Below are 16,034 nucleotides of genomic sequence, written 5' to 3' on the forward strand. Positions count from 1 at the left end.
TTTCACAGCATTGGGTCCGAGAGTATCGGCAGTGTTTTAATTTCTTTGCTTACTGATAATATAACCTGCTGTCAACCCAATTAACGCGGCGCTTAGCAAATATTTACGATGCACTTTCGGTTTGCCGGGCCATCCAAACCTGCCATGACTGCTCATGCCATAATCGACGGTGTTGAAAACATTCCCATCAGTTAAGGCTATCGGGTCTGCGTTTTTCAGATAGCGGCGCATTACCAAGCCTGTTATTTTTGTCATAAGCTCCGGAAATAGGGCGTGCCCGAATTTCAGCAATAAAGAAACGCTGCCCACATAAGTATTCGATTTCGGGTGGCGGGCCACCTCAACCATAGCCTGTGCAACACGCACCGGGTCATAAACCGGCGGTGCGGGTTTTAACGCCTTGCCCGTGTAGTTGCCCGCGTGCTCAATCCCTGGTGTATCTAAAAAAGCCGGAAAAAGATCACATACTATAACATCCGGCCATTGGGTTAACTCACCTTTCAGCGCTTCTGAAAATCCGCGAAGGCCAAATTTAGCAGCGGTATAACCAGCCCCGTAAGGCACAGGCAAAAAACCACCTATTGAAATATTGTTAATAAGCACGCCATATTGCTGGGCTTTAAAAAAAGGCAGTACAGCATGGGCTCCATTCATGTATCCCAGCAAATTGGTTTTAACAACCTGCTCATGCACAGCCATAGGTGTTTTATCAAAATCTCCTGCAGCTAACACGCCCGCGTTGTTTATCCAAACATCAATACCGCCAAAGGTATCATTGGCTGCGTTAGCCAATGCTGTCATGTCTGTTGCGTTACTTGTATCTGTAGGCACTACCAAAACTTCTGCACCTAAGCCTTCGCATTCTTCTTTTACATCATTCAACGCACTTTCATTACGGGCCCCAATAACCAGTTTGGTACCGCGTTGCGCAAACTCCAAAGCAGCCGCACGGCCCGCGCCGCTTGATGCACCCGTTATCACTATTACTTTATTCAGCAGTTCCATAAGCTATTGTTCAATTTTTGAAAGGTTACGTGTGGCCGGCCCGGTTAAAACATTGCCATCAATGTCATAACGTGCGCCGTGGCAAGGGCAATCCCAGGTTTTTTCTTCGCCATTCCAGTTTACTATGCAGGCAGCATGTGTGCATACCGGACTAAGCGCATGAATATTACCCTCATCATCGCGATAAGCAGCTATCTTTTCACCATCAACCTCAACCAGTTTGCCGGTGCCGGGTTGCAGGCGTTTTAATGAGTCGGTCTCTTTAAAATTAAACCTGTCGGCCACAAAATGATAAGCCACATCAGCGTTTTCTTTAACAAATTCTGTAAAGCCGTCAATTGGTTTTACCCTTGCCGGGTTAAAAAGGTCAGCATATCTATTATTCTTGCCCTGCACTAAATCACTTAAAATTTTTGCGGCTACACTACCCAGCATCATACCATTACCGTTATAACCGGTAGCGCAATAAATGCCATCAGCCGCTAAAGGCTGTTTTCCAATGTAAGGCAAACCATCTACCGGAATATAATACTGACTTGACCATTTGTACTTAACAGACGATACGCGGTAGTATTTTCGGATATATTTCTCAAGTTCGGCAAAGGCTTTCTCTGGGTCGTCATGCCCGGTTTTATGGTCGTTGCCACCTACCAATAACAAATACTGGCCGTTAATAAAGTGCGTACGTAGGTAATGATACGGCTCCTGGCTATCATAAATCAATGCGTCGGGATATTTATCGCCTTTTAGTTTTACTGCAATAACATAACTGCGGTAAGGCGCGCATTCAAAGTTAAATACGTTGATGTTGGGCGGCATGTGTGTGGCATAGATCACATTTTTTGCGCGGATGTTGCCCGCAGTGTGTACGCCATCCTTTGTTTCTAAACCTTGTATAAGCATGTTTTCTTTAATAACTCCACCCGCATTTACATATTCCTTACATAAGGCATAAAGGTATTTAATTGGGTCAAACTGTGCCTGCTCATCAAAAACAAGCGCCTTTTTATAGGGCACGGGTGTGGGTACATCTTTACTGTAATGCACCGCAACTTTCACTTTCAGGGCACCATCGTATATATCCCTTAGCTGCTCTACTTCATCATCGGTTTCAGCATAAAGAAATCCGGGTTTTATCTCATAGTCGCAAGCTATTTTGTAATTATTCACATTGCTTTGTATCAAGTCAAAGCCTTCGCGTACGGCATCTGCAAAAAGCTGGGCACCTTCTTCGCCAAAAGCGCTTTCAGCTTCGGTATAAGTGGTGTCGGCAAATGTGTTAATGTGGGCACTTGTCCCCCCGGTAGTACCAAAACCTATACGGTTAGCATCTGCCAGTATAGTTTTCTTACCGGCATTTTGTAATAAAAGCGCAGCCGTTAACCCGGTTATACCGCCGCCAACTATAAGGCAATCATATGTCAGGGCGTGTGTATTTTCAATGTCTGCCGTTAGCGGCGCTACATTATTTTGCCATGCGCTCACATTTGCGCCGTCGCGTGGAATGTTATTTGTTGTATTCATGTTTTTCATAAGCAGATTCTAAAACGCTATAAATTCCGTGCCCGGATTTTCCTTTTAACCGATCCCATTAAAAGTTTTTAATCTTTTTTATTGAAACAGATATAACCTGCAGTTGTTGAAAAAGTATTATAAAGAAATTTATTTAATCAAAAATTATCAAAATCCACTATTTATGAAAGCAGCCGTATTTCACAAACCTGGCGATATCCGCTACGACACTATGCCCGACCCGCGACTGGAGCAGGCTACTGATGTGATTCTGAGAGTTACATCAACCGCCATTTGCGGCTCTGACCTGCACATTTTAAGCGGCGGCGTGCCGCAGCCCAAACCCATGATAATGGGCCACGAGTTTATGGGCATTGTTGAAGAAGTAGGAGCCGAAGTAAAAAACCTTAAAAAAGGAGACCGTGTGGTAGTGCCTTTCCCAATTTCATGCGGACAGTGCTTTTTTTGTAACCATGGCGCCTCGCCTGCTTGCGAAAACTCCAACTACAAACATTACGGCCCTGAAGGCGATATGTTAGATGGAAAAGGTGCTGCCTTGTTTGGTTATACAGATTTGTATGGCGGTTACTCCGGCGGGCAGGCCGAGTATGTTAGGGTACCTTATGCGGATATCAGTCCGCGTGTAGTACCTGATAATATGAGCGACGAACAGGTGCTGTTTTTAACCGATATTTTTCCTACCGGGTGGTCGGCGATTGATTGGGCGCAAATGAAAGGCGGTGAGGTGGTTGCCATATTTGGCTCGGGTCCGGTTGGTTTAATGGCGCAAAAAGCGGCCTGGATTAACGGAGCAAGCCGGGTTATTGCAATTGACCCGTTAAACTATCGCCTTGAAAAAGCTAAGGAGGTTAACAAAGTAGATACGCTTAACCCGGATGAGGTGGATGTGGTTGAAGCCATCCGCGAAATGACGGGTGGCCGTGGTGCCGACGTTTGTGTAGACGCGGTGGGTTTTGAACCGGAGCGCAATTTTGTTGACAAGGTAAAGGCGGCCGTTAATTTTGAAGTAGGCAGCATGAAAGTACTTGACCTTTGCTTTAAAGCCGTTCGCCGTATGGGTACAGTTTCTATTATGGGCGTGTATGGTTCGCCTTATGATAATTTCCCGCTGCATAGAATATTCGATAAAGGCATCACCCTAAAAATGGGGCAGGCACCGGTGCTTAATTATATAGATCATTTAATAGGACTGGTGAAAGAAGAGAAAGTAGTGCTTGACGACATCATCACCCACACTTTACCGCTAAGCCAGGTTGCTCACGGCTACAAGATATTTGATGAGAAAAAAGAAGACTGCGTGAAAGTAGTGCTGAAACCAGGAGAATAATTTAAAAAATAGACCTATGGAAAATCAAAGAAAAACAGCGCTTATAACTGGTGGAACCAGCGGTATAGGCAAAGAGTTAGCTAAGTTATTTGCTAATGATGGCTATAACCTGATACTGGTAGCCCGTACGCAAAGTGACCTGGATAGTACCGCTGATGAGTTACGCACGTTGGGCGTAGAGGTTACCACAATTGCTAAGGACCTTTCAAAAATGGAGGAAGCGCGCTCGCTTTGCCAGGAAGTAACACAACATGTTGATGTATTAGTGAATGATGCGGGGCAGGGCGTATACGGCTTATTTAAGGACAATGATATCGAGCGCGAACTGGAGATCATTCACTTGAACATTTGCGGGTTGGTCATACTTACCAAGCATTTTGTACAGCAAATGCTATCACTAGGGGACGGTAAGGTATTAAATGTTGGTTCGATAGCCGGTAAGGTACCAGGCCCTTGGCAAGCTGTATATCATGCTACCAAAGCGTTTGTGCTATCGTTCACTTCAGCTATCCGCGAAGAAATGGCAGATAGCGGCATAACTTTTACCGCGCTGCTGCCCGGCGTTACTGACACGGATTTCTTTAACAAAGCGGGAATGAATGAAAGCAAAGCCATCCAGGACAAAGACGCGATGGCTAACCCTGCGGATGTAGCCAAAGACGGTTATGATGCCTTGATGGCAGGAGAAGACCGCGTTACATCCGGCTTTAAAAATAAAGTGCAGGTCACAGCCTCAAATTTAATGCCTGATGCCGCGTTGGCGCATCAGATGAATGAACAGCAAAAACCGGTGCAACAGGAAAATCATTAAAGACCAAGATAACGCAAACCAACCTGGCAACTACGGTTGCCGGGTTGATATTTTCGGGACTATTCAAAGATTAATTTATTACTAAAATAATTAGTATTTTTGTTCGTTTACAAAGATTATGTGCGGACACGTTGAGATAGGCGAACAGAAAGATATTAAGATTATTAAGCGGGACGGCAGTTCGTATACCGCGAAAACTGCCGGGGGAAATCCCGGAAGTATGCTGCCGGTGGTGACCGATGCGATGCCTTCGAAGGTGCAGGAATTCAGGTGGGGGCTGCTGACGGGTGACGATGATAAGATCCATAGTAAAAACAAGCATGCGCGGATAGAGTCGCTTTTTACGGTGCCCTTGTGGCGGCAGGAAGTGGGACGGAGGCATTGCGTGGTCAGGATACAGGCATTTTTTGAGTATAATAAAACACAGAATATTACTTATAAGATCGAGCGGGCCGATGGGCAGCCTTTTTATATCGCGGGACTATGGGATGTCTGGCTGGATGTGAAGACAAATGTATTACTGCCGACTTTTGTGATGATCACTTTACCGCCGAACCGGGCGATGGCGGAGATTCATGATCGGATGCCGGCGATATTGGAACGCGGGGACGTGAAGACCTGGATCAATGGAAGTTTGTCGGGGCCGGAAAGGGTAAACGCCTTGCGGAGCAAACCCTGTTTGCCGGAATATTTGAAGATCAGTGTGCACAAGGATCATAACTGATGGAACAGTTGGCGCTATTCCCGGAAGCGGGACGGAGTAAAGGATTGCCAGCGCAGTTGCTGGATTACATACCCAACTTTATAAAACCTGAGAACGCTGACAAATTATTAAGGTTTTTTATTGAAGATATACCTTGGAAGCAGACTAAGCAGAAGTTATGGGATAAGGAATACCTGACGCCGCGGTTGACTTGCTGGTATGGGGAAACGGAGCGGATCGCGGGTGCCTTGCCCTGGACACCGGAATTACAGCAGATTCGTGAAATGGTAGAACCGCTGGCCGGCATAAAATTTAATAGCGTGCTAATAAATTATTATCGCGATGGCAATGACTCAGTTGCCTGGCACAGTGATAAGGAAAGCATCATGGGCAGCCAGCCCACGATCGCTTCGGTGAGCTTCGGTCAGGTGCGCAACTTTGATATCCGCAATAAAAACAATCACCAAGAACATTATTCGGTTAAACTGGAGCACGGTTCGCTATTGTTGATGAAGGCAGGCTTGCAGGAATACTGGGAGCACCGCGTGGCTAAATCGGCTCGTACCATGAAAGCCCGGGTCAATCTGACATTTCGTTTAGTCATTTAAAAGAAGATTATTAAATTCGGCCATGGCCCAACACAGGATAATGATCATTGATGATGAAGCGGAAATATTAGAGCTGCTCCGCCATGTTTTACAGGAGGCTGGCTATGAGGTCATGACAGGAAGGGATGTCACTGACCTGTATGAGATTGAAAAGGATCCGCCCGACCTGCTACTAGTGGATAACTGGCTGGAAGGAAAGACGGGTCATGACATTTGCTATCACCTGAAAACCACGCCGAAAACAAGCGACATCCCGGTGTTGCTTATTTCTGCGACCCCGAACCTGGCACGAACCGCCGAAAGCTGCCTGGCAGACGATTTTATCGCCAAACCTTTTGAAATTACGGAACTACTCGAAAAAATAAAATCCAATTTAAGTTAATTTCCAAACAGCTGCGTTTGATTCAGGCCGGGCGTAACTTCCTCAAAAGGATATTTCCCTTTAATGTGCCGGTTGAACCAGATGCCTTTGACCATCGTCGACCGCATTTCTTTGAACACGTTTTCAGGCACCTGAAGGTAATGATAGATCTTGCCCGAATGGTAAGTGATCTCCAGAATCTGCCGTTCTGCCAGGTAGTTATAGCTTTTAATAACTGCGGAAGGCATGATCACTTTTCATTTTCCGGGATCTCTTCCGGATGATGTTCAAAATGGATCCGCGCCAGTTTCAGGCCGGTGGCGATGGCTTCACCTTCGTTGTGCGTAGTTTTTAAGACCTCATTGGCGATCTCTACGGCTTTATCGCGCAGGTAGTTGGGTTGATTTTTGTAAGATGGCGGGTAGTCGCCGTTATACCAGGGCATAGTTCCTCCTTTTTAAATAGTTCCTGCAATTGCCGTGCCTTTTTTTATGGGGAGAAAGCGGTGGATGTTGTAATAATTACGTTCGAAACCAGGTCCTAGTGCGTAGGTCGTTTTCGTAATTAACCCTCAATAATTGTGGAATTTAACAGCGGCAATGTATTGTACAACTTTCGCCTGCGGGAATGCTACAGATAGAAACCGGCCAGCCGGAGTCGGCAGTTGAGGTTTATGCAGGCTTGACAAGATGCTGCAAACGACTTTTAAAAGTTCCTGGCTGCCTGGTAAATCGCGTTGTCTGCCGAATACAGCTGACCGGTTAAACGGGTGTGAAGCGCCTTACAGCTGGCGGTTAAAGTGAATGACGATGGCACCCTATCAGATTTTAAGTTCGTTGACGCGTTAACAGTCGGCTGTATTTCCAATTATAAGTCTGGGGTAGTTAAGTACCACATTTAAATCCTACTCGTTCCTTCCGGATACAACAGTCCTTGAATATCATCGGCGAGCCGAAAGAGTGCAGCGGCAAACACCGGACAAACAATGGCATGAAAACTGGCAAACAATAAAGCGGAGGTCAGCAATGAATTGTTGTTCCGAAACAGTTATAAAGTTTTCGTGAAAAGTTGACATTTTAGCTGAAATTTTTTCACTTTTTCTGTAAAATTTTCAGCTAAAAAAGGCGGTTTTCGCTGTTGGCACATAAGTTGAAATAAGGTACTTAGTTTAATTAACTAGTAAGTTTCATTCATTAATTTATTAAGGAGGACAGACCTATGACATTGGTTAAATTTAATCCCGAAAAACGTAACAACGGTTCATTAATGCCAGGCTTTAATGACGTATTTGAATCCATTTTCAACGACACCTTTTTTAATGACCGTATGGTGGCACGTGTGCCGGCGGTCAATATTAGCGAAAGCGAAGACCATTTCCATGTGGAGCTGGCTGCGCCCGGCTTGAAGAAAGAATATTTCAAGCTTAACCTGGCACACAACGTTCTGAACATTTCGGTGCAGCAGCGCAATGAGCAGGACGATAACGGGAAGAATTACAGCAAGCGCGAGTATAGCTATACTTCCTGGGTGCGCTCGTTTACGCTGCCGGAAAGCGCCAATGCCGAGCAGATCGAGGCCGCTTACACCGACGGCGTACTAAAGATTGATATCGCTAAACGCGAAGAAGCCAAAGCGGTGCGCCGCCAGATCGAGATCAAATAAGCATTTTCTTATATTTTACAAATGGGCCCCTCTGACTGGGGCCTTTTTTGATTTATTGAATCATGATCAGAAATTTTGATATTCTGATCAGTTTTCGCGCCATCCTGTTTCGAGATTTGCGGACAATATTTTCTGGGACAAGACCGGCTTTTGGTCGAAACGATATGTGAAGAGTTGAGGGACGTGGCAGATACTACGGACCATGCCGTGCTACACCTTTATTTGGTGGAAACGGTAGATGAACTTCCCCAAACCATTAAAACCGTCGGCTGTAAACTCAATGACCCTTTGCGGCCATTGCCAGGTGATCACCCGTGAAATATTTCGGGCGAACGCACTTGGTGATAGCGAACAATAATGGTTCCTTTTTTTGTTTCTTTTTGCTGAACTTCAAGACTTTAACAGCTCAAGTGTGCGCGAATCTCGCTCACCGTTATAAAACTTATCCAGCACCCAGGCAAAGACCGGAGAGCTTCCAGAAATAACATCAAATAAAGTCATGCTTGATCTAAGTTTCAGATGATCAGGATTATCAAAGACTTCTAAGGCATCGTTGGTTTGCAATGCCAATAGTGCCTGGCAAATGTTGATCAGCCGGATGCCTAAAGTTTTATCCAACAAAAAGTCGGTTGCTTCACCGATATCTCGGATGGCGTAGCGCTTTGACATTTCTGTTAAACCCAGACCCGCGATCTGGGGGAAGATGTACCACATCCAGTGGCTGCGTTTGCGCCCGCTTTTAATCTCATTTAATGCTACGTCATAATCTGTGCGCTGGGCATCTAGAAATCTTTTTAAATTGCTCATCAGCATAATTTTTAAATTAAGGTGACCCCCTGCGGTTCTGTATTCTAATGATAAGTCCGGACTTATTTTATAACTTGTGTTAATCCAGAACGACCTGCCATTGCTGCGTGTCATTCAGCAGGTAACCAAGGCCGTCACTCATTTCATGAACTTCTGTCTGGTAGTTTTCGCTGAAGTGGGTGTGCAGTTCATGAACCGGGCCACCGTTTTCCCGTTTCAGGTAGATCAGCAGTGAGGCCATGTTAGGCGCTACGTCTTTCAATTGCTCATAATCACTTTCTTTTACAAATGCGGAACTCATGTATTTATCTTGTTTACTACTTATTCTACAAGTCAAATCAGTGATGGTTTTAAATTAAGCCAACTAAAACTGGAATGATTTGTTAGCATCGTTATGAAATCGATGCTTTTTTTCGGTGACAGCCTGACGGCAGGGTATGGCCTGGCACGCCCGGAAGTGGAATCGGTGCCCGCGCTGATCCAGCAGCGAATCGACGCGGACGGACTCGCTCAGCTAATTTAAAGGCGATGATAACGGAGGTCAGGAATCGCTGGCCGGAAGTTAAAATAGCACTGATGGGCATGTCTTTGCCGCAGGAACTATTATTTGGACGGGGAGCAGGTTTTCACGACTTGTATGACCGGCTGGCAGCGGCCGACCCGGCGCTGGCGTATGTACCTTTCTACCTGGACGGCGTGGCCGGACAAGGTCACCTGAACCTGCGCGACGGGGTGCACCCGAATGCAGCAGGTTATAGAAAGGTGGCGGAGCATATCTGGCCGGTAATTCAAACTTTATTGATTTAGTGATAAACAAATGAGCTGGAGCTGTCCGAAATGCGAACGTGAATTGCCCCGGAAAGATTACCGGCATTATTGCCAGCGGGTCGACCTGGATAGTTTGTTCCAGGGGCGTTCGCGGGAACTGGTGCTGGCCTTTGATAAGATCATGGCCGAGGCTGGAGAAAGCGATAGAAAAGACAGTAAGGCCAACGGCGACGAACTGAAAGGAGAGTTAAGAGATTTTCTGGAAGTGCATAATCCGCATCTGAAAAATACGGACAATGGCGAAAAGATCATTCAAGATAAAATTGGCGGCAGGTCTACTTATTATACGGAAAGCCAGGAGCTGTTTACTTAAAAAGTCCCCGACACGGCCGGGGACTGATTTTCAGACGCTCATTTTCTTACCCCTGGACTTTTTTTTTGACTCCTCCTGGGTTTGCGTTTCGGCCTTTTTCTGCTCCTGTTTCACCTCCGGCTTTTTATAATGCTCCAGTTGCTGCGGCTCGCCCTTATAATTCGTGATGTTCACCCGGTGCTCGGCCGGATTGGCCTCTAAGAAAAGTTTGACCGTTTTACCTTCACGTACCGCTTCGACCTGGTGGCGGTTGCCTTTTTCAAGTGATTTCATCAGCTTATCGCGGGCGCCTTCTTCGCCGATACCGACAATGTCCATTTTGTCAATGGCGCGTTCGGGTTTGTAGTTCCAGCCCTCGGAAAACGTATTGAGTTTGTGATTGCCGTTCTCGGTCTTGTTGTCTTTATCGAGCGTGATCCAGGCCTTGTATTTTTCGCGTTCCTTGTTCTCCAGCTCTTTGTGAACTGCCCGTCCGTCCATCAGGTTATAGGCTTCTTTGGCGGTGATGCCGCTGCCCTTGTTGATGTAAAAGGTCTGCTGCATGTCTTTGTCCCGCAGGGAGGCATCGTACTTGTTAAAGAAGTACATCTCGTTCTGGTCGCCCTTCTTGAAATGCAGCGTGTAGTCGACGCTTTGTTTGTTGTACTCGTTGGTGGCGGCGAGAGTAAACTCGGGCGTTTTGGCCTTGATCTGTTTTTCCAGGGCTTCGTTCATTTGCTCGCCAAACCCCAGGTTCAGCAGCTGTTTTTGCAGGTAACTTAAATTTTCAGTGTTCATGATATCGAATGTTAATTGATTATTATTCTCATTGGGTGCAAGGCCGATACTCACACGGACCTGCTGACGGTTCATGGGTTCACCGGAGACAGCGGCGCTGACGTCCTCGCGCCTGAGCCGGTTGGTGAGTAAAATATGCGCTTCGTGGACAGGCACATCAGGTGCGAAGACCTGGTCAACAAGCTGGCTGCCTTTGGCCAGCACGACGTCGTAGCTGTGCAACTGCAGCTCGCCCAGATAATCTTTGTCCAGGTTGATCTGGATGCGGGCATTATCCCGGTCTGTATAAAGGGAGGCATAGTCATATTCCGTCTGCATGGCTTCACGTAACTGGTCGACGATGCCGGGTTCTTTAAATCCCAGACCGGCCAGTTGTGTTTTGAGCTCATAAAAGTTGATGGCGGTTTCCATTACTTATTGATCTTCAGCAGGACAGGATATTTGTCCTCCAGTTTGACTTTGATCTTCTTGATCTTTTTACTGAACAGACCCTTAGCGGCATTGATACCGCCGGCGGCGGCCTGTGCGCCAAGGCTTTGATCCATCGTCAGGAACTGCATGGATTGCAGCGCGTCGCTGCTGCCGTTGGCCGCTGCGCCGCCGAGTTCGGCTTCGGGGGCGGGAATGCCGGGCATACCGTCCAGGCTGAAGACGGTCAGGTTGACCGGGATGATCTGTTTATCCAGCCTGATGTTTTGAATGCTCAGGAGCAGTCGCTGGTTGGTGACCGAACAAACGCCAAATAGTTGCTGTCCTTTAGGTAACAGCTGGTTTTTGATGGTGACCGTATCCGTCAGTTTGAGTTTGACGGCGCTCCCGTCAGCTACCTTTTGTTTGCCATCGATGATCGCCGGAATGGCTTTGAAGGGCCGGTTATCAACAGGTTTTTCGGGCGTTTTGACCGAGCCGGGATTTTGAATGGCCTGCAACTGCGTGAGCATCTGGCTGAGCTGCGCGATCTCGGGGTCTTCCCGTTTATTTGTTTTTACGGAACCTGTCATCTGGTTCAGCTTTCGGATCTTTTGTTCCGTGACATAATCGGGTCCGGGCATCGGTTCAGCCAGCTGCTGGTTCAGCTGCGCGAGTTTTTCCTGAATCCGTTGGGCGCTTTGGTCGGCTTCGGGCCGTTCGGAAACGGTGGCCAGGAAGCTTTGACTGATGCCGGTTTGGGCAGAATCGTGCGAGGCGGCCTGATAGACCGCAAGTTTGTCGTTGCGCTGGCCTTTTTTGAACTGCGCTTCGGGCAGGGTAAGGTCGATGCCGCGGATAGCGGTCTTCTGGGTTTTTGTTCCGGAGCCGCCGCCGAGCGCCCAGAAGGCGAGGGTGAGGAAGGGGATCACCAGAAGGGGTAATACCAGGAGGAATTTGCGTTGTTTGTTCATGGCTTTTCTGTTTTAAGTGAATGACGACCGATGAATTGTGGTGTATCGGCCATCTTTAAAGTGACCTGTTGATCGTGTATGGAAACAATCAACAGGATGATATATATTGCTGTTAATAGGATAGTTATGGCTTTCATCTTGTAATAGTTGTATCGCGGTTGACCAGGGTTTCCCAGCGTTCGATCAGGAAGCCGTGAGGATTGTTGTCCGAGCGGCTCACATTACGCAGGTAACCCTGGGTGATGAGTAATTTATTGATGGTGGACGTCGCGCGGATCAGTTTCTGGATGGCGAAGCACCGGAAAGTATAGGGATACTGATCCATATGGAACTGGATGCTGTCGACCTTGATTTCCTGGCTGATATTGCCCGAGATCAGGTTGTTGTAATAGCTTTTTTCCTTCAGGCCGTTATATTGATTACGCGCGCTCTCATCGGCCAGGTAAAGCGCTTTGCCGATATTCGTTTCGATAACTTTCTCGTCGGGATCCAGCGTAAAGAAGTAATGGTGGAACATGCGGATATGATCGCGGGCCTCGACGGGTATATTGTCCTTACGATCAGCAGCAAAGGCTTCGAGCGCTTTGCCATTGGCCAAAATATATATATGATTATTAGCGGATTTGGCGAATGCATAACTTTTATAAAGCGCGAAGCCGCTGATGAGGAGGCAGGCGATGATCAGCAAATAGCTGAAACGCTTGATGTGCTGGAAGGCCGTTTCGATATTTTTGAGATGGGTGAACATGGGCTTATTTTTTAAAGAGTTGAGCGCTGAGGGCGTTGACTTTATTCAAGAGGCCATTGCCGCCGCCAGGGTTGATGATGTAACCGGCAACGGAGGGTACGGTGAAGTAGCCGATGGTGCCGATCAGTAGAAAAATGAGGTAGGCGGTGTCGGTGGCGCTGAAAAAGGTGTCTCCGGCCTGGTTAACCTGCCGGATGTCGAGTTTGAGCATGTTTTCCTGCACCTTACCGATGATGGCGCCGAAAATATTGGCGACGGGCAGCCACAAAAATACATTGACATATTTGGCCAGCCAGGTATTCAGCGTAAACTGGAAGCCGTCAAATACACTCAGGCCTAACACTAGTGGACCCAGAATAGCGAGTACAATAAGATAGAAGGTGCGAATTGTATTAATGCATAAGGCTGCAGCCTGAAATACAACCTGCAATATTTCGCTCATCCATTGTTTGACGGTATTGCGGAAGTTGTAACTGGCTTTGGCCATTGCGAACTTCATGTCATTGCCGATACCGGCAAAGACGCCTTCTTTGCTGCCGTTGGGATCATCCGGATGGGTGTATTTGTACCATTTGTCCCGGTCGCCGTCACCATCATCGCCCACATACATTTGCCAGGCATCGGTCTTTTGGATGGCGGCCTGCTTGGCGGCCAGGAGTTTCTGAATGGCGAGGTCGGAATTTTTGACCATCGCGCCGGTGGCGCTGACGGTCGGGCTCAGGACACCGTTCATAACGGCAATGAGCGTAGGAAAGAGCAGGATGGCCAGGCCGATGCCGAAAGGACGCATTAAGGGGTAAAAGTCAATGGGCTCCGCCGCCGCGATCCTTTGCCAGACGCGGGAGCTGATGAAGAGCAATGCGCCGAAGCCGGCGATGCCACGGCCTACGCCGATGAGCTGGCTGCAAAGGGGCAACATCTCGTTATAAACGGTATTGAGCGTCGCCTGCAGGCCGCCTATGTCATTTGCGATCTGTAAGAACATCATTTGTACAGGTTTTTTAAGGTTTGTATATCGTTTACGTCTTTCGTCCGCTGCAGGGACAGCAGGATGCCCTGCCGGTTGAACTTGCGCAGGAAGTTCAGCTGGTCGCTGCTGCCGGCATATAAGCGGTCGATACTTTGCAGGCGTTCGGCGTCGGACATGCGCAGTTGGCCGGCCGTCAGGATCGTTGCAAGCTCATCGAGGTCATTCAGGCTTTGGTTGATGAGCTTGCTGTAGACATTGCTCATATAAGCGAGTTCATCGACGCTGAAGCTGCCGCTTTGCCGGAAGTTGTGGTAGTTGCGTTTGTATTCGCTGACGAGGCGGGCCTGCTGGCTGATGATGTCCGCGACGCGGGCGTAGTTGCGGACGGTCGGGCTGACGGCCAATAAACCGCTGAGGAAAACGTTATGCAGGTCGAAGTTGCCTTTGGAGATACCGGATATGGCGCCGTAGCCCTGCTGATAGATCTGGTAACCGGTTTTCATATCGGAGAGGATGGCTTTGAACTGGGTGAGTTTTTCAATGTTGAGGATGAGCTGCTCGATCTCCTGGGCCTGCCCAAAGGATTTTACTGTGATGCAAAGCATCACCAATATCAAAGCCCCACGGCGCCTGAGTGTCTTAATGGTTTTCATATAATCCCTTTAAAGTATTGATGTCAATAATTTCTTTAAGCTTTTGGATGTCAAGCTTTTTAAGCGTGGTGTTGAAGTTCCGTGCGAACTGCAAATTGGAAAGCATCGCCGTATGGATCACGTTCAATTGTTCGAACCGCTCGGCATCACTCATTTGTGTTTTGCCGGATAGAACAGCACCCAACTGATCGAGCTGTTCATTGCAGTCTTTGAGTAATGCGGCTTTAACAGTAACCAAATAATCCGTTTTCCATTCGCTGGTCTGACGGTTAATGTCGATTTGCCGAACCATGATCTCTTTGACCTTTGGATTGGCTTTCAATGCCGGATCGACATTTTTCAGGCGGTCATAATACACCGTATGCAACTTAAGTTCATCACCCACGTAAGCGGTAATTGAACCCAAACCACCTTTGGCGACCTGGTAGCCGGTGCGTAAATAGTTACTGTAGGTATTGAGCGCCGCGATCTGCGCCAGCAGGTATTTTCGCTGCGTTTTCTTTTGCGAGAACCATTCCGCAAAAGTCTGGGCGCTTGCGCTGCAACTCAGCAGCATAAGCGCAATGCTTATTTTAATGAAGGTCATAATAATTCTTTAAGGTTTGTAATTCATTCAGGTCCGAAGCCCTACGCAGGCTGAGCATTTGGTTCTGGCTATTGAACTGTTTCAGGTCATTATAATTCTCATCCAGTTGATCGTCCGCTTTGGTAATGAGTTCCAGTCTTTGCGCGTCGCTCATCTGGGTGCGACCCGCCGTAGCGATACTGATGAGCTCGTCGAGGTTCTTCAGGCTGGCTTCCAGGATACCTGAATACACCTGCTGCATGTGCAGCAACTCCTCCACGGTAAAGTGTTTGTCGCCTTTGAACAATGACCACGCTCTTTGATACTGTCCGACCAGCGCGGTTTGTTTCTGCGCCAACTCCTTAATGCGGCGGTAATCGCTGATAAAGGCCTTGATCTGCCAGAGCTCTTTATAATAGCCGCTGTACAGGGTTTGCTGCTTGTCTGTCCAGTTGGATATCTCGTTGAGGCGCAGTTTGGACAGCGTATTTTCGATCTGCTTCTGCGCGTTCTGCAGCCAAATGGTTTCGTTCTGCAAACGCTGGATTTTCAGGTCAATGGCTTTGATGACTTTTTTGACCACGGTACCGACAATGGGTATTTGTGCTTTGGCGGCGCTTGTACACAGCAATAATATGATCAGAAACTTTTTCATGACACTTGCTGATAAATGGTTTGACCAGGAACAAGCTGATGATCGCGAAACAGGAGTTCAGGTGCATCCGGGCTAAGCAGGCCCCACTGCCTGACTTTGTACTGTTTGAGCGGCAGTTGGTTCTGGCGGACCTGCTGATATGGATTTTCGACATGTGCGCTATATGTGCCGCCATAGTTGGGAAAGCGGCAGGCTGCGAGCAATAGTAAAACGGGCAGTGGCTTCTTCATACCACAAAGTTGGCCCGTAGAAAATGCCGGATATCCACCCTGCCATTACAGGTGCGTTATTTTTAACACGATAGAAAACAGGCGATGCAAAGGCAT

The 16,034-nt window shown here is 47.6% G+C and carries 24 protein-coding genes; 10 read left to right on the forward strand and 14 right to left on the reverse strand.

The window, feature by feature from the left end:
* Window positions 1-36: 36 nt before the first annotated feature.
* Both ACFQZS_RS03190 and ACFQZS_RS03195 read right to left on the reverse strand, forming a co-directional pair.
* Window positions 37-1,005, reverse strand: a complete 969-nt coding sequence (locus tag ACFQZS_RS03190) for an SDR family oxidoreductase (protein WP_377097227.1) — start codon at window positions 1,003-1,005, stop codon at window positions 37-39.
* Window positions 1,006-1,008: 3 nt separating this feature from the next.
* Window positions 1,009-2,529: an FAD-dependent oxidoreductase gene (locus ACFQZS_RS03195; RefSeq protein ID WP_377097228.1), complete on the reverse strand. Its 1,521-nt coding sequence runs from the start codon at window positions 2,527-2,529 to the stop codon at window positions 1,009-1,011.
* Between the two features lie 172 nt (window positions 2,530-2,701).
* Here ACFQZS_RS03195 and ACFQZS_RS03200 point away from each other — a divergent pair, with 172 nt between their 5' ends.
* The 5 genes from ACFQZS_RS03200 to ACFQZS_RS03220 all read left to right on the forward strand — a co-directional run bounded on the left by ACFQZS_RS03200 (window position 2,702) and on the right by ACFQZS_RS03220 (window position 6,369).
* Window positions 2,702-3,865, forward strand: coding sequence for a zinc-dependent alcohol dehydrogenase (locus ACFQZS_RS03200; RefSeq protein WP_377097230.1), 1,164 nt, complete (start codon window positions 2,702-2,704; stop codon window positions 3,863-3,865).
* Window positions 3,866-3,881: 16 nt separating this feature from the next.
* A complete protein-coding gene (locus ACFQZS_RS03205; protein ID WP_377097232.1) occupies window positions 3,882-4,676 on the forward strand; it encodes an SDR family NAD(P)-dependent oxidoreductase in 795 nt (264 codons plus the stop codon).
* A 118-nt stretch (window positions 4,677-4,794) separates the two neighbouring features.
* Window positions 4,795-5,400, forward strand: a complete 606-nt coding sequence (locus ACFQZS_RS03210; RefSeq protein WP_377097234.1) for an SOS response-associated peptidase family protein — start codon at window positions 4,795-4,797, stop codon at window positions 5,398-5,400.
* Window positions 5,400-5,987 (forward strand): alpha-ketoglutarate-dependent dioxygenase AlkB family protein, encoded by a 588-nt coding sequence (locus ACFQZS_RS03215; protein ID WP_377097236.1) that lies wholly within the window; start codon window positions 5,400-5,402, stop codon window positions 5,985-5,987. Before ACFQZS_RS03210 ends, ACFQZS_RS03215 begins: the two co-directional genes overlap by 1 nt.
* Window positions 5,988-6,027: 40 nt before the next feature.
* Window positions 6,028-6,369, forward strand: coding sequence for a response regulator (locus ACFQZS_RS03220; RefSeq protein WP_377097238.1), 342 nt, complete (start codon window positions 6,028-6,030; stop codon window positions 6,367-6,369).
* Here ACFQZS_RS03220 and ACFQZS_RS03225 read toward each other — a convergent pair.
* Window positions 6,366-6,596, reverse strand: a complete 231-nt coding sequence (locus tag ACFQZS_RS03225) for a KTSC domain-containing protein (protein WP_377097240.1) — start codon at window positions 6,594-6,596, stop codon at window positions 6,366-6,368. The two genes, ACFQZS_RS03220 and ACFQZS_RS03225, sit on opposite strands and share 4 nt — an antisense overlap.
* Window positions 6,597-6,598: 2 nt before the next feature.
* A complete protein-coding gene (locus tag ACFQZS_RS03230) occupies window positions 6,599-6,793 on the reverse strand; it encodes a hypothetical protein (RefSeq protein WP_377097241.1) in 195 nt (64 codons plus the stop codon).
* Window positions 6,794-7,566: 773 nt separating this feature from the next.
* Between ACFQZS_RS03230 and ACFQZS_RS03235 the strand changes: the two genes are divergently transcribed.
* Window positions 7,567-8,010 carry an Hsp20/alpha crystallin family protein gene (locus ACFQZS_RS03235; RefSeq protein ID WP_377097243.1) on the forward strand — a complete coding sequence of 148 codons (444 nt, stop codon included), beginning with the start codon at window positions 7,567-7,569 and terminating at the stop codon, window positions 8,008-8,010.
* A gap of 390 nt (window positions 8,011-8,400) precedes the next feature.
* On the opposite strand, the gene ACFQZS_RS03240 is transcribed toward ACFQZS_RS03235, so the two are convergent.
* Both ACFQZS_RS03240 and ACFQZS_RS03245 read right to left on the reverse strand, forming a co-directional pair.
* On the reverse strand, window positions 8,401-8,931 hold the full coding sequence (locus tag ACFQZS_RS03240) for a DUF1810 domain-containing protein (RefSeq protein WP_377097245.1): 531 nt from the start codon (window positions 8,929-8,931) through the stop codon (window positions 8,401-8,403).
* Window positions 8,897-9,118, reverse strand: coding sequence for a hypothetical protein (locus ACFQZS_RS03245; RefSeq protein WP_377097247.1), 222 nt, complete (start codon window positions 9,116-9,118; stop codon window positions 8,897-8,899). Before ACFQZS_RS03245 ends, ACFQZS_RS03240 begins: the two co-directional genes overlap by 35 nt.
* A 93-nt stretch (window positions 9,119-9,211) precedes the next feature.
* On the opposite strand from ACFQZS_RS03245, the gene ACFQZS_RS03250 reads away from it, so the two are divergent.
* From ACFQZS_RS03250 to ACFQZS_RS03260, 3 genes are read left to right on the forward strand one after another with little or no spacing between them, the layout of a single operon-like run.
* Window positions 9,212-9,340, forward strand: a complete 129-nt coding sequence (locus ACFQZS_RS03250) for a hypothetical protein (RefSeq protein WP_377097249.1) — start codon at window positions 9,212-9,214, stop codon at window positions 9,338-9,340.
* A gap of 5 nt (window positions 9,341-9,345) precedes the next feature.
* Window positions 9,346-9,624 carry a hypothetical protein gene (locus ACFQZS_RS03255; protein ID WP_377097251.1) on the forward strand — a complete coding sequence of 93 codons (279 nt, stop codon included), beginning with the start codon at window positions 9,346-9,348 and terminating at the stop codon, window positions 9,622-9,624.
* A 10-nt stretch (window positions 9,625-9,634) separates the two neighbouring features.
* Window positions 9,635-9,958, forward strand: a complete 324-nt coding sequence (locus tag ACFQZS_RS03260) for a hypothetical protein (RefSeq protein ID WP_377097253.1) — start codon at window positions 9,635-9,637, stop codon at window positions 9,956-9,958.
* Between the two features lie 30 nt (window positions 9,959-9,988).
* On the opposite strand, the gene ACFQZS_RS03265 is transcribed toward ACFQZS_RS03260, so the two are convergent.
* From ACFQZS_RS03265 to traK, 3 genes are all read right to left on the reverse strand, one after another.
* On the reverse strand, window positions 9,989-11,146 hold the full coding sequence (locus tag ACFQZS_RS03265) for a hypothetical protein (RefSeq protein ID WP_377097255.1): 1,158 nt from the start codon (window positions 11,144-11,146) through the stop codon (window positions 9,989-9,991).
* On the reverse strand, window positions 11,146-12,117 hold the full coding sequence (gene traM / locus ACFQZS_RS03270) for a conjugative transposon protein TraM (protein WP_377097257.1): 972 nt from the start codon (window positions 12,115-12,117) through the stop codon (window positions 11,146-11,148). Before traM ends, ACFQZS_RS03265 begins: the two co-directional genes overlap by 1 nt.
* 133 nt (window positions 12,118-12,250) lie before the next feature.
* A complete protein-coding gene (gene traK / locus ACFQZS_RS03275; RefSeq protein WP_377097547.1) occupies window positions 12,251-12,799 on the reverse strand; it encodes a conjugative transposon protein TraK in 549 nt (182 codons plus the stop codon).
* Between traK and ACFQZS_RS03280 the strand changes: the two genes are divergently transcribed.
* Window positions 12,725-12,880, forward strand: coding sequence for a hypothetical protein (locus tag ACFQZS_RS03280; protein ID WP_377097556.1), 156 nt, complete (start codon window positions 12,725-12,727; stop codon window positions 12,878-12,880). The genes traK and ACFQZS_RS03280 overlap by 75 nt on opposite strands.
* Here the strand turns inward: ACFQZS_RS03280 and traJ are convergent.
* The 5 genes from traJ to ACFQZS_RS03305 are packed head-to-tail and all read right to left on the reverse strand — an operon-like array spanning window position 12,870 to window position 15,938.
* Window positions 12,870-13,853 carry a conjugative transposon protein TraJ gene (gene traJ / locus ACFQZS_RS03285; protein WP_377097259.1) on the reverse strand — a complete coding sequence of 328 codons (984 nt, stop codon included), beginning with the start codon at window positions 13,851-13,853 and terminating at the stop codon, window positions 12,870-12,872. The two genes, ACFQZS_RS03280 and traJ, sit on opposite strands and share 11 nt — an antisense overlap.
* Window positions 13,850-14,488 (reverse strand): TerB family tellurite resistance protein, encoded by a 639-nt coding sequence (locus tag ACFQZS_RS03290; RefSeq protein WP_377097261.1) that lies wholly within the window; start codon window positions 14,486-14,488, stop codon window positions 13,850-13,852. The genes traJ and ACFQZS_RS03290 overlap by 4 nt, the downstream gene beginning before the upstream one ends.
* Complete coding sequence (locus ACFQZS_RS03295) at window positions 14,475-15,074, reverse strand: hypothetical protein (protein ID WP_377097263.1); 600 nt, start codon at window positions 15,072-15,074, stop codon at window positions 14,475-14,477. The genes ACFQZS_RS03290 and ACFQZS_RS03295 overlap by 14 nt, the downstream gene beginning before the upstream one ends.
* A complete protein-coding gene (locus ACFQZS_RS03300) occupies window positions 15,061-15,708 on the reverse strand; it encodes a conjugal transfer protein TraI (protein WP_377097265.1) in 648 nt (215 codons plus the stop codon). Before ACFQZS_RS03300 ends, ACFQZS_RS03295 begins: the two co-directional genes overlap by 14 nt.
* Window positions 15,705-15,938, reverse strand: coding sequence for a hypothetical protein (locus ACFQZS_RS03305; RefSeq protein WP_377097267.1), 234 nt, complete (start codon window positions 15,936-15,938; stop codon window positions 15,705-15,707). The genes ACFQZS_RS03300 and ACFQZS_RS03305 overlap by 4 nt, the downstream gene beginning before the upstream one ends.
* Window positions 15,939-16,034 lie beyond the last annotated feature (96 nt).

Source organism: Mucilaginibacter calamicampi (assembly GCF_042676765.1).
Lineage (GTDB): Bacteria > Bacteroidota > Bacteroidia > Sphingobacteriales > Sphingobacteriaceae > Mucilaginibacter > Mucilaginibacter calamicampi.